Genomic DNA, 19570 nt, shown 5'->3' with positions numbered 1-19570 from the left:
CGTGTACATCTCGCTGTCCGACCGCCGCGACCGCACGCGCGCGTCCCGACGCGGGGAACCGGCCACGCGGGTATCGGCCACCGTCATCACGCTCGGCATCGTCAGCATGCTCACCGACATCTCGTCGGAGTCGGTCGCGTCGATCCTGCCGCTCTACATCACCGGGGCGCTCGGCCTCTCGACCATCGCCTACGGCTTCATCGACGGGCTCTACCAAGGGGTCAGCGCGATCGTGCGCATCGGTGGCGGCTGGGCGTCCGACCGCACCGACCACTCGAAGTGGGTCGCCTTCGCGGGCTACGCGCTGTCGGCGGGGACGAAGATCGTGCTGCTCGTTGTCAACGGGTTCGCGGCGGTCGCCACCGTGATCGCCCTCGACCGGCTGGGCAAGGGGATCCGCACCGCGCCGCGCGACGCGCTCATCACCGCGTCGTCGACGACGACGAATCTCGGACGGTCGTTCGGCGTACACCGCATGCTCGACACGATCGGCGCCGCCGTCGGACCGCTGCTCGCGTTCGTCATCCTGTTCCTCATTCCGCAGGGCTACCACGTGGTCTTCGTCGCGTCGCTGGCCTTCGCACTGCTCGGGGTCGCGATCCTCGGGCTGCTCGTGCCGGGCCGGCGTGCCGCGCGCGAGGGCCGGGAGAGGGTCGCCCCGCGTGCCCCGTTCCGCTGGCGCAACCTGACCGATCCGCGACTGCGCCGGCTGATCCTCGCCGCCGGGGTGCTCGCCGTGCTCACGGTCGGCGACGGGTTCGTCTACCTCGTGCTGCAGGACCGCAGCCCATTCGCCGCCCAGTGGTTCCCGCTGCTCTACGTGGGGACCAACGTGGCGTTCTTCCTGTTCGCCGTGCCGCTCGGCCGGGTGGCGGACCGCTTCGGCCGCGCCCGGGTGTTCGTGCTCGGCCACGTCGCGCTCCTCGCCGCCTACGCGTGCGCGGCGTTGCCCGTGGGCGGCGCGGTCGTCACGGTCGCCTGCCTCGCGCTGCTCGGCGCGTTCTATGCCGCGACCGACGGGGTGCTCGCGGCCCTCGCCGGGGAGCTCGCGCCGGAGGGCTCCACCGCGAGCGGCATCGCGGCCGCGCAGACCGTCGTCGCTGTCGGCCGGCTGGTCGGCTCGACCGGGTTCGGCGTGCTCTGGTTCGCCGTGGGGCGCGAGAGCGCGGTGCTGATCGTCGCCGCGGCGCTGGCTGTCGCCATTCCCGTGCTGTTCGTGCTGGTGCGGCCCCTCCTCCGGGTGCAGTCGTGAACCGCCGCGCCCGGCTGCTCGTCGTCGCGGCGCTGGCCGTCGTGCTGCTCGGCGGTTCCGCGGCGGTCGCCCTGGTCGCCGCGTCGGACACGCGCTCCCGCTCCGAGAACCTGGCCGCGGTGCAGACGGCGGCCTTCGACGCGCGGGACGATGCGGGACGCATCGTCTTCCGCGATTCGACGCCCGACGCGGGCTACGGTTTCGTGGCGAGCGTCGCGGCGGACGACCCGGGCGGCGAGCGCACCGTGACCGACGTCTCGTGCGACCGGGTGTACTCCGCGACCAGTGCCACCGTGTGCCTGCGCATCGAACGCGGCATCCTCACCACATTCTCTGCCAACCTGCTCGATGCCGACGGTGCCGTCACCAGCACCTGGCCGCTCCCCGGCATCCCGAGCCGGGCGCGCCTCTCTCCCGACGGCGAGCTCGCCGCCTTCACGTCGTTCGTCACCGGCGAGGGGTACGCCACGATCGGTTTCTCGACCGCCACCCGCATCGTCACGGCCGACGGCCAGGACCTCGGCAACCTCGAGGAATGGCAACTGCTGGTCGACGGCGAACCGAACACCGCTGTCGACCGCAACTTCTGGGGAGTGACGTTCGTGCCGGGCGACGACGACGCCTTCTATGCGACCGCGGCGACGGGCGGCTCGACCTGGCTCGTGCGCGGGTCGATCGCCGACCGCACGCTGACCACCGTGCACAAGACGGCTGAGTGCCCGTCGATCTCCCCCGACGGCACCCGTGTCGTCTACAAGAAGAACGTGGCGAGCGCGACGGCCCCGCACTGGTCGCTCGCGGTGCTCGACCTCGACAGCGGCGAGGAGACGATCCTGCCGGACGACCGCTCGATCGACGACCAGGCAGAATGGCTCGACGATTCCACCCTGCTCTACGCCCTGCCGTCGGAAGCGGTCGGCGACAGCGACGTCTGGTCGATCCGGGCCGACGGCTCTGCGCCATCCGCTCTCTTCATCGCCCACGCGTCCTCTCCCTCGGTGGTGCGGCCGTGACCGGCGACTACGGCCGGTTCGTGGCCGCCGGGGACGTCGCCGACGTCGCCGTCGCGGTCGTGACATTCAACAGCGCGGCGCACCTCGGCGGGCTGCTCGCCAGCCTGCGGCACGAGGCCCTCGACTCGCGGCTGCGCGTGGTCGTCGCCGACAACGGGTCGACCGACGGCACCCTGCAGCTGCTCGCCGGCCATCCCGACGTAACCCTGGTCGACGCCGGCGGCAACCGCGGGTACGCCGAGGGCATCAACCTCGCGCTGCGGGCGGCGGGCGACGCCGACGCCTCGCTCGTGCTCAACCCCGACCTCGTGGTCGAGGCCGGCAGTATCCGCAGCATGCTCGACCGGTTGCGCACCCCGGGGGCGGGGGCCGTCGTGCCACTCATCTCCGCCGTCGACGGCAGCACCTACCCGTCGCTCCGCCGGGAGCCGAGCCTGCCACGAGCGGTCGGCGACGCGCTGTTTGGAAGCGGCGCGCCTCCGTGGCTGCCGAGCGAACTCGACGGGCGGCCGGCGAGCTACCTGCGCGCCCGCACGGTCGACTGGGCGACCGGCGCGGCCGTGATGCTCGGTCGCGAGACGGTGCGCGCGGTGGGCGACTGGGACCCCCGCTTCTTCCTTTACTCCGAGGAGACCGACTACCTGCGCCGGGTGCGCGACGCCGGGTTCGACGTCTGGTTCGAGCCGCGGGCGCTCGTGCGGCACGACCAGGGCGGTTCCGGCAGTTCGGCCGAGCTGCACGCCCTGCTCGCGGTGAACCGCGTGCGCTACATCGCCAAGTACCACGGGCGCGGGTACGCCGCCGCGTACCGGGCCGTCGTCGTGCTGCACGAGGCGCTGCGGGGCTACCGCGGCGTGCACCGCTCGACCCTGCGCGTGCTGCTCGACCGGTCGTCGTGGGACCGCCTGCCGCACGCCACCCGTTGGCCGGATCTGCCCGACCGGGGCGTGCTCGGCGCCGTCATCATCCCCGCGCACAACGAATCGGCCGTGCTGCGGCGCACGCTCGCTCCGCTGGCGTCGCTCGCGGCATCCGACCGTCTCGAAGTGATCGTGGTCTGCAATGGATGCCGCGACAACACGGCCGCGATCGCCCGCGAGTTCCGCGGGGTACGCGTGGTCGAGACCGCCCGCCCGTCGAAGGCGGCGGCGCTCAACCGCGGCGACCGGCTCGCGCGCTTCTGGCCGCGCCTCTACCTCGACGCCGACGTCGAGCTGCACCCCGGCGCGATCGCGGCGGTGTTCGCCGAGCTGGAGAGCGGAGCGGTGCTCGCGGCCCGGCCGGCGTTCCGCTACGACACGACCGGGGCGTCGGCGCCGGTGCGCGCGTACTACCGCGCCCGCACCCGGCTGCCCTCGACGAGCGGTGCGCTCTGGGGCGCCGGCGCCTACGCTCTGGGGCGACGCGGGCACGAGCGGCTCGGCGAGTTCCCGGAGCTGACCGCCGACGACCTCGTGGTGGACGCGCTGTTCGGCGCGCACGAGAAGCGCGTCGTCGAGACCGAGCCGGTGCGGGTGCGCACCCCGCGACGACTCGACGGACTCCTTGCCATCCTGCGCCGGCAGCGGCGCGGCAACCGTGAGACGACGGCACCCTCGACCACCCGCTCGACCCTGCGCGAATTGGCCGCGAGCGTGCGCGGACCGCTGAGTGCCGTGGATGCCGCGGCCTACGCCGCGCTGACGCTCGCGGGCCGCACGGCCCGGTCGGGTAGCGCCGCCGCCTGGGACCGCGACGAGTCGAGCCGCGCCCCCGTGACCTACATCGTGCCCGCCACTTCCCCCGCGTTCAGCACGGGTAGATGCGCCCTGCCGGAGAGCCCGCGCCAGATGAAGATAAATTCATTGGACGTCGAAAAATGACGGTGTTAGCGTCAAGGGGAGATTTGCTCCGGTGGGGGATTCTGTGGGGGACCAACCCTAGGGACACACGATGACACGCATGGCAATGACGCACGAGACGACCGGATCCACGGGCCACAATCGACGGCGGCTGGTGGCTGTGGTCGCGAGCGTGGCGGTGGCCTCGCTCGTCGCCGTCTCCCAGATCGTCGGTCTCCCCGCGGCGAGCGCGGACGGCATCTTCACCGACGACACCGTGCCGGTCACGGTCACCGACCTCGACACCTCGGCCGTCGAGCTCGGCGTCACGTTCACGAGCAGTGTCGACGGAACAGTCTCGGGCATCCGCTACTACAAGGGAAAGCAGAACAGGGGCGAGCACGTCGCGACCCTGTGGACCGCCGACGGCACGGCCGTGGCCACGGCGCCCTTCGTGAACGAGTCGAAGTCGGGGTGGCAGACCGCGACCCTGGCCGAGCCCGTCGCGATCACCGCCGGCGAGACCTACGTCGCGTCCTACCTGGCGCCTCTCGGCCTGTACTCGAGCGACGAGAACGTGTTCACCGAGCCGGTGACGGTCGGCCCGCTCACGGTGCCGGCGGGCGGCGGCGTGTACAACTACACGCCCGGCGCCTTCCCGACCTACAACTACCACGACAGTAACTACTACGTTGACGTGGTGTTCACGGCCACGGGTGAGGAGCCGACGCCCGAACCGACTCCGACGCCTACTCCGACCCCCACCCCTACTCCGACACCGACACCGACGCCCACCCCTACGCCGACGCCCACACCCACACCCACACCGACTCCGACTCCGACGCCGACTCCGACGCCCACCCCGCCTCCCGGCAGCGGCGAGCTCGCGTTGCCCCGCATCGCGTGGGAGGGCGGCCCGTCCTACTGGGGACAGTTCGACAAGCCGGCCTCCGTCGGCTGGACCGACCCCTCGTTCTTCCCGATCGTCGCGACCTTCAACGGCGTGAGCAACGACGCCGAGGTCGCCTACGACAAGTCGCTCGGCTTCAACTCGTACTCGGGCATGTGGGAGGGCACCTCCTACTCGCTGTTCGAGCGCAACGAGGCCTACTGGATCGGTGACAAGCTCAACGCCTCGTTCACCGGCACGAGCGACTACTGGGTGGGCAACTTCCTCGACGACGAGGTCGACGGACGCTGGCCGGCCGCCGAGGGGCACCGGCACCTGCAGCAGATCGTCGATTCGATCGGTGACGACGGGCGCTTCAAGTACGCCAACTTCACGCAGATGGTGCTCGGAACCGACCTGCCGGCCGCCGACGCCGAGCAGTACGTGAACGGATACACCGACGTGGTCTCCACCGACATGTACTGGTACACGATCCCCTACTGCGACTGGAAGCCGTACCGCGACATCTACCTCACCCCGATCGACCAGAGCAACTGCCGCACGTCGTCGAGCTACGGCAAGATGATGAACTCGCTGCGCGCGCGTGACGCGGTCGACGGATCACTGCAGCCGATGTGGCAGTTCATCGACCTGGTGAACGGCGGGCCGGGCGAACAGTTCGTCCGCAACATCCAGCCCGGCGAGCTCAAGGGCGCCGTGATGAACTCGGTCATCAACGAGGCCCGCGGCATCGTCTACTTCAACCAGAGCATGTCGGGCACCTGCACCGCGGGCGGGCTGATCCGCGTCGTGCAGTACGCCAAGGGTTCGTGTGCCGCACCCAACGTGACGGCCGCGCAGACGGTGAACCTGCAGATCAAGGCGCTCGCCCCGGTGATCAACACCCAGTCGTACGACTACTCGTTCGGCCCGGGACTCGACACCATGCTCAAGACCAGCGGCGGATACGCCTACGTGTTCGCGATGATCGACGGTTCGTCGACTCCGGGCGCGCGCTCGTTCACGCTGCCGGCCGGGGTCGACGGCCGCTCGGTCGAGGTGCTGTTCGAGAACCGGTCGCTCACGGCGAACGCGGCCGGCATCTTCACCGACACCTTCGCTGCCGAGTACGGCTACCACGTGTACAAGATCGCGCTGTAGAGGTGGCTATCGACCAGGTCCTCCTGACCCGGTTCAACCTGCCCTCGGCCGGGGCCGAGAGCGTGGTGCGGGCCAAGGAGGGCTGGCTGGTCGAGCGCGCCGAGTTGTTCGAGCGGTACTGCCTGCCCGCGGTGCGCGCGCAGACACACGGGGACTTCCACTGGATCGTCTACTTCGACCCGCAGAGCCCCGCGTGGCTGCTCGACCGGATCCGCACCCGGTGGGCGGTCGGCACCTTCTCGCCGCTGTTCCGCGAGGAGGTGTCGCGCGCCGACCTGCTGGGCGACATCGAGCGCGTCGTCGGCGTCCGCGGCGACCTGCTGCTGACCACCAACGTCGACAACGACGACGGCCTCGCGCGCGACTTCACCGAGCGGCTGCACGCGGCAGCCGAGGCGCGCGGGCAGCGGGCGGGCCGGGCGGCGATCTACCTCGTCAACGGGCTGATCGCGAGCGGTACCGACGTCTACCGGCGCACCGACCGCAGCAACGCGTTCTGCTCTGTCGTCGAACCGTGGGCATCGGCCGAGACCTGTTGGGTCGACTGGCACACGGCTCTGGGCGAGCGGATGCCGGTGGTGGAAGTCCGTGGAGCACCGGCCTGGCTTCAGGTGGTGCACGGGTCGAACGTGAGCAACCGGGTACACGGAGCACTCACCTCCCCGGCCCCCTACCGCGAGCTGTTCCCCGGACTGCTCGACGAAGCCACGGAACCGGGACGGCTGCGCTCGGCCGTCGACCTGCTCGGCGTGCGGCCGGCACGACGCGTGGCGGAGGTCGCCCGGGCCGCCGCCAAGGCGACGGCGCTGAAGCTCGTCGGCCGGTCGGGGCTCGACTCGATCAAACTGCGGCTGGCTCGGCTGCGGCGCGCGACCTGACCACGACCCGGCGGGAGCGCCAGCGGTCGACGAGAACGGCGGTCAGAACGGTCGCCGCTCCCCCGACCAGCGCTACCGCGGCCAGCCCGCGCAGCCTGCTGCCGCGGGTGCTGCCCATGTAACCGATCGACACCTCTTCGGTCTCGACGTCGGCCGTCACCCACGTCGCCGGGTCGACGCCGGCCTCCTCCTGGATGCGCGCCGTCTCCGCCGTGATCCTGCCCACGACCTCGTCGACCACGCGCCGCACCTCGGCCAGCGACGAGTCCACGACCTCGATCTCGATGACCGCGCGGTTGAAGCTGCTCTCCCACTGGCCGCCCGCGTCGGACAGGCGCGCCACGTACCCCTCGCGGATGCCCGAGCCCTGCAGCGTCGCACTCGGCGACGACAGCCGCGTCTGCACGGCACCGTCGCTCACCGACTGCTGCACGACAGAGGCGAAGTGGATGACGCTGTCCTCCTGGTTCTGCAGGGGATTGGCGCCGGCCTGGCTCTCGTCGGCGAGGAACAGCACGTCGACCTGCGCGAAGTAGACGCCGGGCGTGCGGTCGAGCGTGTACGCCACGCCCGCGATGCAGGCGAGGCCGAGGACCACGATGTACCACCGGCGCAGGCAGGCGAGAAGCAGGTCGAAAACCACCGTCGCCCCCTCTTTTCCGTGCCGCGCAGCCCGGCCATTTGACCAGAAACGGGCAGGAAATGTAATCCCTGTGCCGCGGCCGTTCCCGCTAATAAATTGGGTGGTTAGTGACTACCCGAGTGCCTTGGCACGGTCATGAAAGGCACTGCATCGATGCTCGCTTCCAACCTGCTCAGCGCATCCCTCCGGCGCTGGTACGTCATCGTCGTCGGCGTGCTCCTGACCGCCGGCGCCACCTACCTCGTCTACGACGCGAGCGAGCCGACGTACGAGATCTCCGGCACCGCGGTGCTGCTCCCGGGCTCGAGCACGGTGCCCGACGGCGGCAACGGTTTCCTGTACCTCGGCGGCCTCAACCCGGCCCTCGAGGTGCTGATGCGCTCGGTCAACTCGGACGCCACGTCGAGCGAGATCCTCGGCGACGACCCCGGCGTGACCGGCTACACGGTGGAGCGGGACAGCGACGCGAGCGGTCCGATCCTGCTGGTGACGGCGACCAGCGACACGCAGTCGGGCGCGCGCAGCATCCTGCGGGCCGTGCTCGACACCCTGCCCGTGCGGCTGGCCGCGCTGCAGAACGACGTGGCGGTGCCCGACGCGGCCCGGATGTCGGTGCTCGACCTCGCGGTCGACGAGAAGCCGACCGCGCTCACGAACGACCGCACCCGCGGTGTGCTGGGCGTGGCGGCGGGCGGACTCGTCGCCACCTTCCTGCTGACCGCGCTCGTCGACGGTCTGGTGCTGAGCATCGCGCGCCGGCGCCGGCAGCGGCGCGAGCGCCTCGCCGCGGCACCCGCGCCCGAGGACGAACCCGACGACACCGGCGAGGCGACCGCCGACGTCGCCTCGGCGCGGCCGCGTAAGAAGCGCCCGGCCGGCGCCTCCGCGCACGTGTCCACCTGAGACCATGACGGCACCGGACCCCCTGCTCCGGCGATCCGTCGTCGGACCGCCGGAGCACCCGCCGCTCGACGCGGTGAGCTTCCTCACCGTGTTCCTCGTGCTGCTGTTCGCGGTGCCGGCCGGGCAGTCGGTGACCGCCCTCGGCTCGGTGGGGTCCCCCGCGCTGCTCTGGGCCACGGCGGGCGGGCTGTGGTGGTGCTGGCACCAGTTGCAGCGCGGCTCCGAGCGGAACCCCGGCAACCCGGTGCGCATCGCCGCGTTCGTCTATCTCGCCGCGGTCACCGTGAGCTATGCGGGGGCGATGTTCCGGGGGCTGCCCTCGAGCGAGGCGAGTCCCGCTGACACGGGCCTCGTGAAGGTCTTCGCGTGGATCGGGCTCGTGTTACTCGTGTCCGACGGCATCCCGAACTACGAACGTCTGCTCACCCTCGTGCGTCGCGCCTGCCTCGCGGCCGGGCTGCTCGGCCTGCTCGGGCTGCTGCAGTTCGCCACCGGCCTCTCGCTGATCGACTGGCTGCAGATCCCGGGGCTGTCGACCAATGCCGACAGCGCGCTGCAGGTGCGGTCGGGGTTCGCCCGCTCGTCGGGAACCGCGAGCCACCCGCTCGAGTACGGGTTCGTGCTCTCGACGATGATGCCCGTGGCGCTGACCCTCGCGCTCTGGGACACCGGGCGGCCCGCCCTGCGCCGCTGGCTTCCCGTGCTGTTCATCGTGCTCGCCGCCGCACTCGCGGTGTCGCGGTCGACACTGCTCGGGCTCGCTATGGGGATGCTCGTACTCATCCCGACCTGGTCGGGTCGCATGCGGCTGATCGCGCTGGGCGCCGCGGGCGTGCTGGTGGCCGGCGTGTACCTGCTCGTGCCGGGCATGGTGGGCACGATCCGCGGCCTGTTCGGCGGCGAGGACTCCAGCACGTCGTCGCGCATCGGCAGCTACGACCTCGTCGGCCAGTTCGTGGCCCGCAGCCCAGTGATCGGCCGGGGGCCCGGTACGTTCCTGCCCGAGTACCGCATCCTCGACAACCAGCTGCTGCAGTCCGCGATCGAGATCGGGGTTCTCGGCATCGTCGCGCTGCTCGCCCTCAGCGGCGCCGCGGTGGTGAGCGGACTGGTCTGGCGCGGCGAGCACCGGCCCGAGCTGCCCCGCCGTATCGGCCACGGGCTCGGGGCCGCGAGCGCGGTGGGCGCGGTGCTGCTCGCCACGTTCGACGTGTTCGCCTTCCCGATGGCGACGGGCATCTTCTTTCTCGTGATCGGGATGGCGGGCGCCAACTACCGGCTGCGCGGCACGGCCGCGGATCAGACCGGGGCGTCGACGCCCACGGCCCGCGCCCGGCCGATCCACCAGCGCGACATCGGCAGCGCGTAGAGCAGCAGCCCGGCACCCGCCGCCGCGCCGAGCACCACCAGGGGCAGCGTGAGCGTCGAGGTGATCACCCAGAGTGCGACGGCGAGCGGCAGTCCCGCGAGGGTCGGCACCGTCCACGCGCGCAGGAATCGGGCGACCGGCACGCGCGCCCGGTGCAGGTAGACGAGGTACGCGGGCAGTACCACCACCACGGCCACCACGACGTGCGCCCAGCCCGCGCCGGCCAGCCCGCCGAGCGTCACGCCGGCGATCATCGCCGGCACGAGCGCCACGAGCCAGACCACCTGCACCACCGCCACCTGCCGGGTGTGTCCGCAGGCGATGAGGTACGTCGCCGCCAGGTCGAAAATCACCCGGAACGCCCCGAACACGGCGAGCGGCGCGACCGCCGCCGCGGCCCCGGCCCAGCGCTCCCCGTAGAGCACCGTCACGACCTGCGGCGCGACGAAGACCAGTCCGAGCGCCATCACCGCGCTCACCGACCAGATGAGGCCGCTGACCCGCACCATCGCGCGGCCGCGGTGGGCGTCATCCGGCAACCGGGAGAACGCGGGCAGCGCGATCACCCGCACCGACTGACCGGCAACGGACATCGGCCACGAGGCGACGTTGAAGGCGAGGGCGTAGAGGCCGAGCTCCTCGGGGCTCGTGGTGCGGGCGACGATGAGGTTGTCGATGCTGATGATCGACCAGCCGACGACGTTCGCGAGGGCGAGCGGCAGCCCGAACCCGACGGCCTCGCGCAGCACCGTGCGGTCGAGCCCGAACACCGGCCAGCGCCGGACCGCGATGTACTGCAGCAGCACCGTGAGCCCCTGCCCGGCGACCCGGCCGAGGGCGAGCGCCGCGGGGCCGAGGCCGACGAGCGCGAAGACCACCGTCGCGGCCGTGGAGACGACGAGCGAGGAACCGTCGATCGCGAACAGCGTGCCCTGCCGCATCGAGCGCTGCAGAAGCGCGGCGGGCACGACCGACAGACCGATGAGCGCCATCGGGATCGCCATGAGCTGCACCACCCCGGTCGCCGCCGGGCTGCCGAACAGCCCCGCGATCGTCGGGGCGCCGAGCACCATGACGAGGGCGAGCGACCCGCTGAGCACCGCGCCGAGCGTCGCGACGGTCGGCAGATGCCGCTCGTAGTCGTCGCGCCGCACGAGATCGGCGCCCAGCCCGAACTCGGCGACCGAGCCGAGCACCGACCAGACCGTGAGGGCCACGGCGAAGACGCCGAACTCCTCGGGCGCGATAATGCGCGCCATGATGATGCCGACCGCGAGGTTGCCGACGCGCAGCACGATGTTGCTCGCGGTGCTCCAGGCGAGTCCGCGGCGCACGGTCGGGGCGCGGGGTGCCGGCTCGGCGGTCGGGCCGGGGGCCAGCGGGTCGGGCAGCTCGATCGCCATCAGCCCGCCCCCGCACGCACCCGGCGGGCGAACCGCCGGGCCGACGCACGCCACCGCTGCGCGCGCGGCAGCGGGGCGGGGATCGGCGGCATGAGCTCGTCGTTGACGACGAAGTGGCCGTCGTGGGCGTCGAAGTCGAGGGCGGATGCCGCGACCACCCTGTCGAGCCAGGTGGCGGTCTGCGCGCCCGGCCGTGCGACGAAGCGCCCTTGCTCGCGGATTCCCGCGACCGCCCGCGCCCAGTCGACGACGTTCTCGTGCGCGAACTCCGCCCCGGCGGCGCGGGCGTCGAGCCGGCGCTGGATCTGCGCCGGCGAGCGGTAGGGGAAGTGCCGCAGAAGCACGCGGGTCGGCGAGGCCGGTCGGGCGAAGACGGCCGACGGGTAGCCGCCGTCGCCCTCGCGCCAGCGCACACCAGGATCGTGCCGGAAGAACCGCGGCTCCGACCAGTGGTTGAGGTAGTAGCGGCACTTCTCCAGCACGCTGACCCCGTCGTCGAAAGCGTGTGGGTCTGCCGCGTAGCGGGCGGCATCCTCGTCGGTGAAATAGAAGGAGAGACTCGCGCTCCAGACCGAGAACTGGTCGGGGCGGGTGGCGGCGAGCACGTCGCGCGGGTCGCCGACGTAGAGCTCGTCGGCGTCGAGGCGGCACCACCAATCGCCCGCACGGGCGCCCGGCGCATAGGCGGCGTAGAGCTGGGCGCGGATGTCGTCGGTGAACGGCCGGTCGTCGCGCGCGTGGGCGACGATGCGCGGTTCGACCAGCGAGAGGCTCTTCACGCGCTCCCAGCCGCCGTCGTCACTGCCGTTGTCGAGCACGTAGATCTGGTCGCACCAGCGCAGCGCGTCACGCAGTGTCTCCTCGATCACGTCGGCCTCGTTCTTCATCACGCAGAGCGCGCGCACGGTCACGACGCCACCTCCGTCGCGGCCGTCGGGGTGGCGCGCACCTCGTCGAGCACGATGTCGGCCACGCGCGACGCGGTGTCACGCCAGCCCTGCCGCACGAGCAGCGACGCGGTATGCGCGCGGTCGGGCACGTCGGCGGCGGTCACGGCACGTCCGAGCGCGTCGGCGATGCCCCCCGGGGTGGGTGCGGCCCAGGCGACGTCGGGGTGCGAGAGGTCGGCGCGCGCCGACGGGGTGTCGTTGACCACGGGGATGACGCCGGCGGCGAGCATCTCCTCGGCGACGAGCGAGATGTTCGTGAACGACATCGCGATGCCGGTGATCACCTGGTTGTAGAGCTCGCTGAGCGCGACCGGCGAGAGCCGGCCGTGCCGCACGACGGGGAACGGCCACGCCGGACCCCCGTCGCCGTAGAGGTGGATCGGCACGGTCGGGTGCTGGGCGTGGAACTCCTCGAGCGCGAGCCGGGCGAGCGTGTAGCCGCGGCGGTCGTTGCCCGGCTTCTCGTAGAACACCACCCCGCTGCGCGGCCCGCGGTTGGTCAGCCGGTAGACGTCGGTGTCGCAGCCGAAGCCGACCAGGTCGGTGTCGATGCCGATGTCGATGCGCAGGTGTTCGTAGACCATGCGGCCGAGCGAGATCGTGCGGAACCCGAACCGGTAGCTGTCCTCGGCGAGGGCGTAGAGCGAACCGCGCGGGTAGAAGAAGGGCTCGAAGTCCTGCACGAAGTACAACCGCCGCGCGGTCGAGGACCCCGCCCGCCGCGCGAGCACGTGGGCCGTCTGCCACCCCGTCGCGACGAGAGCGTCCACCGTATTAAAGGAGTGGGCGTCGGCCGCGGCATCCACGACCCTCGCCCGCAGCTTTGGCCAGTTCTCGCGCACGACCCGCTCGTGCCGGGCGAGATCGCCGCCGTGCCGGTCGTAGAGGAAGAGCACGCACTCGTGACCCTGCCGCTCGAGCTCGGCGACCATGCGGAACAGCGTGGTGTGGCCGCCCGACCCGGGACTCGGCGGGGTGCAGATCCAGCCGACGCGCACGGGTCCGGCGACCGGCATCCGGGCGGGCGGCGGGCCGAGCCGCAACGAGTCCGCGACGTCGCCGGGCAGCAGGGGAAAGTCGAGCTCGGCGACGTCGAGCCGTCGGTGGAGCCGGGCGACCACGCGCTGCGCCGTGTCGCGCACGCCGCGGGTCCGCAGTCCGTCGATCAGGCCGCTCACGAGACACCCGTCAGCACCCAGAACCGCCAGCGGGCCCGGTCGGCGAGGTCACGGGCGGCGGCGCGCAGGCGGTGCCCCGGGGTGCTGCCCCGGCGCAGGCGCGAGTCGAGCACACGGGCTCGACGGGTGGATGCCGCGGCCGGCGAAATCTCGACGGCGGCGGCGCGCAACTCGCGGGCCACCTCGGCGCGGCCGTCGGCGTCGAGCTCGCGCAGCGCCACCCCGAGCGCCTCGCGCGCGAGGGCCCGGCGCGCCCGCCCCACCAGCGCCGCCGCCGGGGTGCCCTCGAGGTAGCGGAAGGCGAGCAGCCGGTGCCGGTAGTCGGCGGCCATCGAGGGCAGGATCGTGGCGTGCATGTTCGCCTCGTGCTGCCGGTAGAACGCCTGCACCCGGCCGTTGACCCGCCCCACGTCCCAGTGGGTCGCGGTGCGCAGCCAGTATTCGAGGTCGCCCGACTTGGGCAGCAGCGGGTTGTAGCCGCCGATCTGCCGCATCGCCTCGGTGCGCATCACGACCTCGGGCGAGAGGATGAAGCAGCGTCCGCGACGCGTCGCGATGCGGATCCACTCGGTGCCGCGCCAGCGGGTCCAGGTGTACGGCGCCCCCCCGTCGCGGTCGCCCGCCGGAGGCTCGCCGACGAACTCCACCGGCTGGCCGTAGACCATGCCGACCCGCGGGTGCGCGGCCATCAGCGAGACCGCGCGGCCGAGTGCCCCCGGCGCGACGAGGTCGTCGGCGGAGAGCAGGGTGACGAACTCGGTGTCGACGAGGTCGAGGCCGTCGTTGTAGGTCTGGATGTGCCCGCGGTTCTGCGGGTGCGCGAGCACGGTGACGCGCGGGTCGGCCGCCGCGAGCGCCCGGGCCACCGCGAGGGAGTCGTCGGTGGAGCAGTCGTCGACGACGATCACCCGCGCCGCGACACCCGGCTGGTCGAGCACGCTGGCGACGGCCTGCGGCAGATAGTGACCGTAGTTGAAGCACGGGATGACGGCGGAGACGGTCGGCGCGCCCGCCACGCCCACCGGCAGCGACACCCTCACCGCAGCACCCCGCTCGGCCGCAGCGCGGTGGCGAGCGTCTCGATCACGTAGTCCTGGTCGCTGTCGGCGAGACCGGGGTAGATCGGCAGCGAGAGGATGTGGTCCGCGGCCGCCTCCGCCACGGGGAACGAGCCGCGCGGGTTGTCGAGCGGCGCGAACGCCGGCAGCAGGTGCACGGGCGTCGGGTAGTGGATGCCCGCGCCGATGCCCGCCTCGGTGAGCGCCGCGAGTACCCGGTCGCGCTCCGGCACCCGCACGACGTACTGGTGCCAGACCGGCTCGTTGCCCGGCCGCACGATCGGTGTGGCCACGCCGGGCAGCTCCTCGAGCCGCGCCGTGTAGCGGTGGGCGAGCCGGCGCCTCTCGGCGTTCCACCCGTCGAGCAACGACAGCTTGGCCGAGAGCACGACCGCCTGCAGGCTGTCGAGGCGCGAGTTGGTGCCGACCTCGAGGTGCTCGTACTTGTGCAGCCCGCCGTGGTTGCGCAGGGCGCGCACGCGCTCGGCGATCTCCGCGGACCCCGTCGACACGGCGCCGGCGTCGCCGTACGCCCCGAGGTTCTTGCCGGGGTAGAAGCTGGTGCCCGCGACGTCGCCGAGCGACCCCGACCGGCGACCGCGGTACTTCGCACCCTGCGACTGCGCGGCGTCTTCCACCACGACGACGCCGGGGCCGGCCACGGCACGGATTCCGTCGACATCGGCGGTCTGCCCGTACAGGTGGACGGCCACGACGGCACGCACGCGCGGGTTCAGCCGCATCCTCAGGTCGTCGACGTCGAGCAGGTAGTCGTCGCCGCAGTCGGCGAGCACCACCGACGCACCGGCCCGCACCACCGCTTCGGCCGTCGCCACAAAAGTGTTGGCGGGAATGACCACGCTGTCACCCCGCCCCACCCCCGCTGCACGCAGCGCGAGCTCGATGGCGTCGGTGCCGTTGCCGACCCCGACGACGTGGGGCACGCCGCAGAAGGCGGCGAACTCCCTCTCGAAAGCATCCACCTCGGGCCCGAGGATGTAGCTCGACGCGGCCATCACCCGCGCGAACCCCTCGGCCACCAGCGTCTCGACCGCCCGGTGTTGGTGGGCCAGGTCGAGCATCGGCACCGACCGGGTCACGATGCCGCCTCCACCGCGCGGGCGCTGATCGCCCGCGCCGGTACGCCCGCCCACGTCTCGTTGTCGGGCACGTCGTCGAGCACCACCGCGCCCATGCCGACGACGGCGCGAGTCCCGACACGGGTGTCGGGCATGACCGAGCAGTTCATGCCGAGGTAGGCGCCCCGGCCGATCGTGACGCCGCCGCCCAGGGCCACCCCGGCGGCGAGCGTCGCGTAATCCTCGAGCGAATCGTCGTGGGTGAGGGTCACGTTCGGCATCACCACCACGTGGTCGCCGACGGTCACGTCGGCGGTGAGGCTGACGCCGGCGAGGACGATGCTGCCGAGTCCGATGCGGCAGCGGGCCGGGTTGCGCACACTCGGGTCGACGACGGTGGCGAAACGGATGCCGCGGACGCCCGTTTCGGCCAGCCAGCCGACGATCCTCTCCCGGGCGATGCCCGAGCCGACGCAGACCAGCACCTCGGCCTGCGGGTAGCGCTGCAGGTCGGCGATGCGGCCGAGCACGCGAACGCCGTCGTAGGTCGGCGGGACGCGGCCGGCGGCGTCGTCGAGGATACCGAGCACGTGGTGGGTGCCGGCCTCGCGCACCACGGCGAGCGCCTCGCGGGCGAGGCCGCTGGCTCCGAGCACGATCAGTTCCCTCACGCGACTGCCCTCCGTGCGGCCGAGCGCACCGAGGCGACCACGCGACCACGTTCGTCGGCGGTGAACTGGTGGAAGACCGGGAGGATCAGCGTGGTGTCGGTGAGCCGCTCGGTCGCCGAGAGGTCGGCGTCGCCGGTGTCGCGGCCGGCGTAGGCGGGCTGGCGGTGCGCCGCCATGATGCCGCGCCGGGCCGAGATGCCGTCGTCGGCCAGCCGGGCGAGCAGTGCGTCGCGGTCGAGCGGGAAGTCGGGCAGGACCTCGATCCAGAACGACTGGAAGTTGGCGGTGCCCCACGGCGGATCGGCGACCAGCCGCAGCCCGTGCACGCCGTCGAGGTCGCGCGCGTAGTCGGCGACGATCTCGCGCCGCCGCGCCACGATCTCGGCGAGGCGGCCGAGCTGCACGATGCCGACGGCGGCCTGCAGGTCGGTCATGCGGTAGTTGAACCCCACCTCGAGATATTCCTCCGGCGGCGAGAGCACCGAGGCGTGCCGCGCGTTGGCCGAGACGCTCATCGCGTGCTCGCGCAGGCGGCGGGCGCGTTCGGCCCACTCCGAGTTCGCGGTGGTGAGCATGCCGCCCTCGCCCGTGGTGAGCAGCTTGCGCGGGTGGAACGACCACGCGGTCAGCTCCGCGCCCGCGCCGACCGGGTGGCCGCGGTAGGTCGAGCCCGCCCCGCAGGCCGCGTCCTCGATCACGACGATGCCCAGCGGGTCGAGCGCCGCGCGGATCGGGTCGAGATCCACGGGCACGCCGCCCTGGTCGACGACGATCACGGCGCGGGTGGCCGGGGTCAGCGCGTCGAGCAGGGTGTCGGCGGTGACGTTGCCGGTCACCGGGTCCACGTCGGCGAAGACGGGGCGCGCGCCCACGTAGGTCGGCGCGTTCGCGGTGGCGATGAACGAGAAGGAGGGCACGACGACATCGTCGCCCGGCCCGATGCCGGCCACGACCAGGGCGAGATGGAGCGCCGTCGTGCAGTTGGACGTCGCCACGGCGAAGAGTGCGCCCGCGGCATCCGCAAATCGGGTCTCGAACTCGGCGACCCTCGGACCCTGGGCGACCCAGCCGGACTCGATCACGCTCGCGAGCGCTTCTGCCTCCTCGGTGCCGAGCCACGGCTTCATCACGTTGATGCGGTTCATGCCGCCGCCCCTCTCGCGCCGATCTGCTCGCGCAGAGGCCGCCACCATTCGACGAGCTGCCGCAGGCCGTCGTCGAGCGAGGTCCCGGCACGGAAGCCGAGTTCGCGTTCGGCGCTGTCGGTCGCGGCGAGGCGCCGTTCGACACCGTTGACCGCGCGTTCCGGGCCGAACTCGACCTCGAGGTCGGAGTCCATCGCCCGCAGCAGCGCCTGCGCCAGACCGAGCAGGCTGGTCTCCTGTCCGCTCGCGATGTTGAAGACCCCGTCGCGCGAGTCGCTCGCCGCGGCGAGCAGGTTGGCGCGGGCGATGTCGTCGGTGAAGACGAAATCCATCGTCTGGGCGCCGCTGCCGAAGATGAGCGGTGGCTTGCCGTCGGCGATACGCTCCATCCAACGCACGAGCACCTCGGTGTACAGACCGTGCACGTCCATGCGCGGGCCGTACACGTTGAAGTACCGCAGCACGACGTAGTCGAGGCCGTTCATCGCGCGGAAGCTGCGGATGAGCCCCTCGTTGAACGACTTCGCGGCCCCGTAGAGGGTGTCGTTGTTGTGGTGGTGGTGACGTTCGTCAGTCGGGAACTGCTCGGCGAGACCGTAGACCGAGGCGCTCGACGCGGTGACGACCTTGTCGACCCGGTACTCGGCGGCCGCCTCGAACACGTTGAAGGTGCCGTCGACGAGCACCTCGAGCGCGAGCCGCGGTTCCTCGGCGCACTGCGTGATGCGAATCGCGGCCTGGTGGAAGACGAGGTCCTTGCCGCGGGTGAGGTCGTGCACGAGGTCGCGGTCACGGATGTCGCCGTCGACGAGGGTCGCCCGCCCGGTGGCCAGCGCGTCGGACAGGTTGTCGACGCGGCCGCGCACCAGGTTGTCGAGCACGTCGACGTGGGCGACGCCGGCGTCGAGCAGCTGGTCGACGACGGTGGACCCGATCGTGCCCGCGCCGCCCGTGACGAGCACGCGGGCTCCGGCGAGCGCGGTCACCGTGCCGCCCCCGCCCCGGCGAGCGCCGGACGCTCGTCGCTGCCGTCGACCCCGACGAGGGCGCCGCCGGCGTCGAGACTGCGGGTGGTTGCTTCGAGAACCGAGAGGACCCGGATGCCGGCGAGGCCGTCGGTGCGCGCGGAGCGGCCCTCGCGGATGCTGGCCGCGAACTCCGCCGCCATCGCGCCGAGCGCCTCGTGCTCGGGCAGCGCCGGGGACCAGGTGTCGCCGAGCCGGTACGAGACGGTCGCGGCCGCACGGTCGCCTCCGTCGACGCTCTGCTGGGCGAGGTCGACGCCGCGGTCGTAGACGCTGATGCGCTGCTGCGGGTTGAGGTCGTCCCAGACCAGGGTGCGCTTGGTGCCGCCGATCACCATGCTGCGGATCTTCGTCGGGCTGAGCCAGTTGACGTGCACGTGCGCGATCGCGCCGTTGTCGAGCGGCACGGTGAGATAGCCGATGCACGACTTGCCCGCGCCGAGCGGGTCGGCGCCCTGCGCTGAGACCTCGGTGGGACGCAGTCCGCCGGGCAGGATGAAGTCGATGATCGAGAGATCGTGCGGGGCGAGGTCCCAGAACACGTCGACGTCGGGCTGCACGAGCCCGAGGTTGATGCGCACCGAGTCGATGAAGAGCAGGTCGCCGAGCGCGCCCTCGGCGATGAGTTCGCGGATCTTCAGCACGGCCGGCGTGTAGCAGTAGGTGTGGTCCGCCATGAGGGTGAGACCTCGCGATTCGGCGGCCCGTACCATCTCGACCGCGTGTTCGCGGCTGTCGGCGAGTGGCTTCTCGACGAGCACGTGCTTGCCGGCGAGCAACGCCGCGAGCACCACGCCGTGGTGCGTGCGGGCGGGTGTCGCCACGGCGATCGCGTCGATGTCGGGACGGGCGAGCAGCTCGGTGAGGTCGGTGTGCACGTCGACGTGCCCCACCTGCCGCGCGAGCAGCTGCGCCCGGGTTTCGTCGAGGTCGCAGATCGCCGCGAGCCTCCAGTCGGTGCTGGCGGCGAAGTTGCGGGCGAGGTTCGGGCCCCAGTAGCCCGCGCCGACCACGGCGACATTCAGGGGTGATGACATTGGTTCCTCTTTCTCAGAATTCGGGTACGAGACAGAAGTGGTGCTGGTGGTGCGGGTAAGACGGGTCGGTTGGCTCCAGATGCTCTCGGGGTGGGT

General features: G+C 72.0%; 17 protein-coding genes. 7 read left to right on the top strand and 10 right to left on the bottom strand.

What is annotated here, in order from left to right; all coding sequences use genetic code 11:
* Position 1: 1 nt before the first annotated feature.
* From HD599_RS17440 to HD599_RS17420, 5 genes are all read left to right on the top strand, one after another.
* On the top strand, positions 2–1252 hold the full coding sequence (locus HD599_RS17440; protein ID WP_343062149.1) for an MFS transporter: 1251 nt from the start codon (positions 2–4) through the stop codon (positions 1250–1252).
* Positions 1249–2265, top strand: a complete 1017-nt coding sequence (locus HD599_RS18380) for a TolB-like translocation protein (RefSeq protein WP_184239980.1) — start codon at positions 1249–1251, stop codon at positions 2263–2265. Before HD599_RS17440 ends, HD599_RS18380 begins: the two co-directional genes overlap by 4 nt.
* Positions 2262–4127: a glycosyltransferase gene (locus HD599_RS17430; protein WP_184239978.1), complete on the top strand. Its 1866-nt coding sequence runs from the start codon at positions 2262–2264 to the stop codon at positions 4125–4127. Before HD599_RS18380 ends, HD599_RS17430 begins: the two co-directional genes overlap by 4 nt.
* A 79-nt stretch (positions 4128–4206) precedes the next feature.
* Complete coding sequence (locus tag HD599_RS17425; protein WP_184239976.1) at positions 4207–6135, top strand: DUF4082 domain-containing protein; 1929 nt, start codon at positions 4207–4209, stop codon at positions 6133–6135.
* A 2-nt stretch (positions 6136–6137) separates the two neighbouring features.
* Positions 6138–7013 carry a glycosyltransferase gene (locus HD599_RS17420; protein ID WP_343062148.1) on the top strand — a complete coding sequence of 292 codons (876 nt, stop codon included), beginning with the start codon at positions 6138–6140 and terminating at the stop codon, positions 7011–7013.
* Here HD599_RS17420 and HD599_RS17415 read toward each other — a convergent pair.
* A complete protein-coding gene (locus HD599_RS17415) occupies positions 6976–7656 on the bottom strand; it encodes a hypothetical protein (protein ID WP_184239974.1) in 681 nt (226 codons plus the stop codon). The two genes, HD599_RS17420 and HD599_RS17415, sit on opposite strands and share 38 nt — an antisense overlap.
* Before the next feature lie 153 nt (positions 7657–7809).
* On the opposite strand from HD599_RS17415, the gene HD599_RS17410 reads away from it, so the two are divergent.
* Both HD599_RS17410 and HD599_RS17405 read left to right on the top strand, forming a co-directional pair.
* The gene (locus HD599_RS17410) at positions 7810–8559 is read left to right on the top strand and encodes a hypothetical protein (RefSeq protein WP_184239972.1); all 750 of its coding nucleotides are present in this window, start codon (positions 7810–7812) and stop codon (positions 8557–8559) included.
* Positions 8560–8563: 4 nt separating this feature from the next.
* Entirely contained in the window at positions 8564–9928 is a 1365-nt protein-coding gene (locus tag HD599_RS17405; RefSeq protein WP_184239970.1) for an O-antigen ligase family protein, read from the top strand.
* Here HD599_RS17405 and HD599_RS17400 read toward each other — a convergent pair.
* The 9 genes from HD599_RS17400 to HD599_RS17360 are packed head-to-tail and all read right to left on the bottom strand — an operon-like array spanning position 9859 to position 19474.
* Positions 9859–11331: an oligosaccharide flippase family protein gene (locus HD599_RS17400; RefSeq protein WP_184239968.1), complete on the bottom strand. Its 1473-nt coding sequence runs from the start codon at positions 11329–11331 to the stop codon at positions 9859–9861. The two genes, HD599_RS17405 and HD599_RS17400, sit on opposite strands and share 70 nt — an antisense overlap.
* Positions 11331–12242 (bottom strand): glycosyltransferase family 2 protein, encoded by a 912-nt coding sequence (locus HD599_RS17395; RefSeq protein ID WP_184239966.1) that lies wholly within the window; start codon positions 12240–12242, stop codon positions 11331–11333. The genes HD599_RS17400 and HD599_RS17395 overlap by 1 nt, the downstream gene beginning before the upstream one ends.
* On the bottom strand, positions 12239–13459 hold the full coding sequence (locus tag HD599_RS17390; protein WP_343062147.1) for a rhamnosyltransferase WsaF family glycosyltransferase: 1221 nt from the start codon (positions 13457–13459) through the stop codon (positions 12239–12241). The genes HD599_RS17395 and HD599_RS17390 overlap by 4 nt, the downstream gene beginning before the upstream one ends.
* Positions 13456–14499 (bottom strand): glycosyltransferase, encoded by a 1044-nt coding sequence (locus HD599_RS17385; protein ID WP_184239964.1) that lies wholly within the window; start codon positions 14497–14499, stop codon positions 13456–13458. The genes HD599_RS17390 and HD599_RS17385 overlap by 4 nt, the downstream gene beginning before the upstream one ends.
* Positions 14496–15617: a DegT/DnrJ/EryC1/StrS family aminotransferase gene (locus tag HD599_RS17380; protein ID WP_343062146.1), complete on the bottom strand. Its 1122-nt coding sequence runs from the start codon at positions 15615–15617 to the stop codon at positions 14496–14498. Before HD599_RS17380 ends, HD599_RS17385 begins: the two co-directional genes overlap by 4 nt.
* The gene (locus tag HD599_RS17375; protein WP_184239962.1) at positions 15614–16267 is read right to left on the bottom strand and encodes a NeuD/PglB/VioB family sugar acetyltransferase; all 654 of its coding nucleotides are present in this window, start codon (positions 16265–16267) and stop codon (positions 15614–15616) included. Before HD599_RS17375 ends, HD599_RS17380 begins: the two co-directional genes overlap by 4 nt.
* On the bottom strand, positions 16264–17412 hold the full coding sequence (locus HD599_RS17370) for a DegT/DnrJ/EryC1/StrS family aminotransferase (RefSeq protein ID WP_184239960.1): 1149 nt from the start codon (positions 17410–17412) through the stop codon (positions 16264–16266). Before HD599_RS17370 ends, HD599_RS17375 begins: the two co-directional genes overlap by 4 nt.
* Entirely contained in the window at positions 17409–18398 is a 990-nt protein-coding gene (locus HD599_RS17365; protein ID WP_184239958.1) for an NAD-dependent epimerase/dehydratase family protein, read from the bottom strand. Before HD599_RS17365 ends, HD599_RS17370 begins: the two co-directional genes overlap by 4 nt.
* On the bottom strand, positions 18395–19474 hold the full coding sequence (locus tag HD599_RS17360) for a Gfo/Idh/MocA family protein (protein ID WP_184239956.1): 1080 nt from the start codon (positions 19472–19474) through the stop codon (positions 18395–18397). The genes HD599_RS17365 and HD599_RS17360 overlap by 4 nt, the downstream gene beginning before the upstream one ends.
* Positions 19475–19570 lie beyond the last annotated feature (96 nt).

The sequence above is a fragment of the Conyzicola lurida genome (genome assembly GCF_014204935.1).
Classification (GTDB): Bacteria; Actinomycetota; Actinomycetes; order Actinomycetales; family Microbacteriaceae; genus Conyzicola; species Conyzicola lurida.
The sequence above is the reverse complement of the archived record's forward strand: the minus strand, read 5'-3'. Positions and strand labels throughout refer to the sequence as shown.

Coding starts and splice junctions, on each gene's coding strand:
- HD599_RS17425 (WP_184239976.1), top strand. CDS start 4,207: ATGGCAATGACGCACGAGACGACCGGATCCACGGGCCACAATCGACGG.
- HD599_RS17410 (WP_184239972.1), top strand. CDS start 7,810: ATGCTCGCTTCCAACCTGCTCAGCGCATCCCTCCGGCGCTGGTACGTC.
- HD599_RS17405 (WP_184239970.1), top strand. CDS start 8,564: ATGACGGCACCGGACCCCCTGCTCCGGCGATCCGTCGTCGGACCGCCG.
- HD599_RS17400 (WP_184239968.1), bottom strand. CDS start 11,331: ATGGCGATCGAGCTGCCCGACCCGCTGGCCCCCGGCCCGACCGCCGAG.
- HD599_RS17370 (WP_184239960.1), bottom strand. CDS start 17,412: ATGAACCGCATCAACGTGATGAAGCCGTGGCTCGGCACCGAGGAGGCA.
- HD599_RS17360 (WP_184239956.1), bottom strand. CDS start 19,474: ATGTCATCACCCCTGAATGTCGCCGTGGTCGGCGCGGGCTACTGGGGC.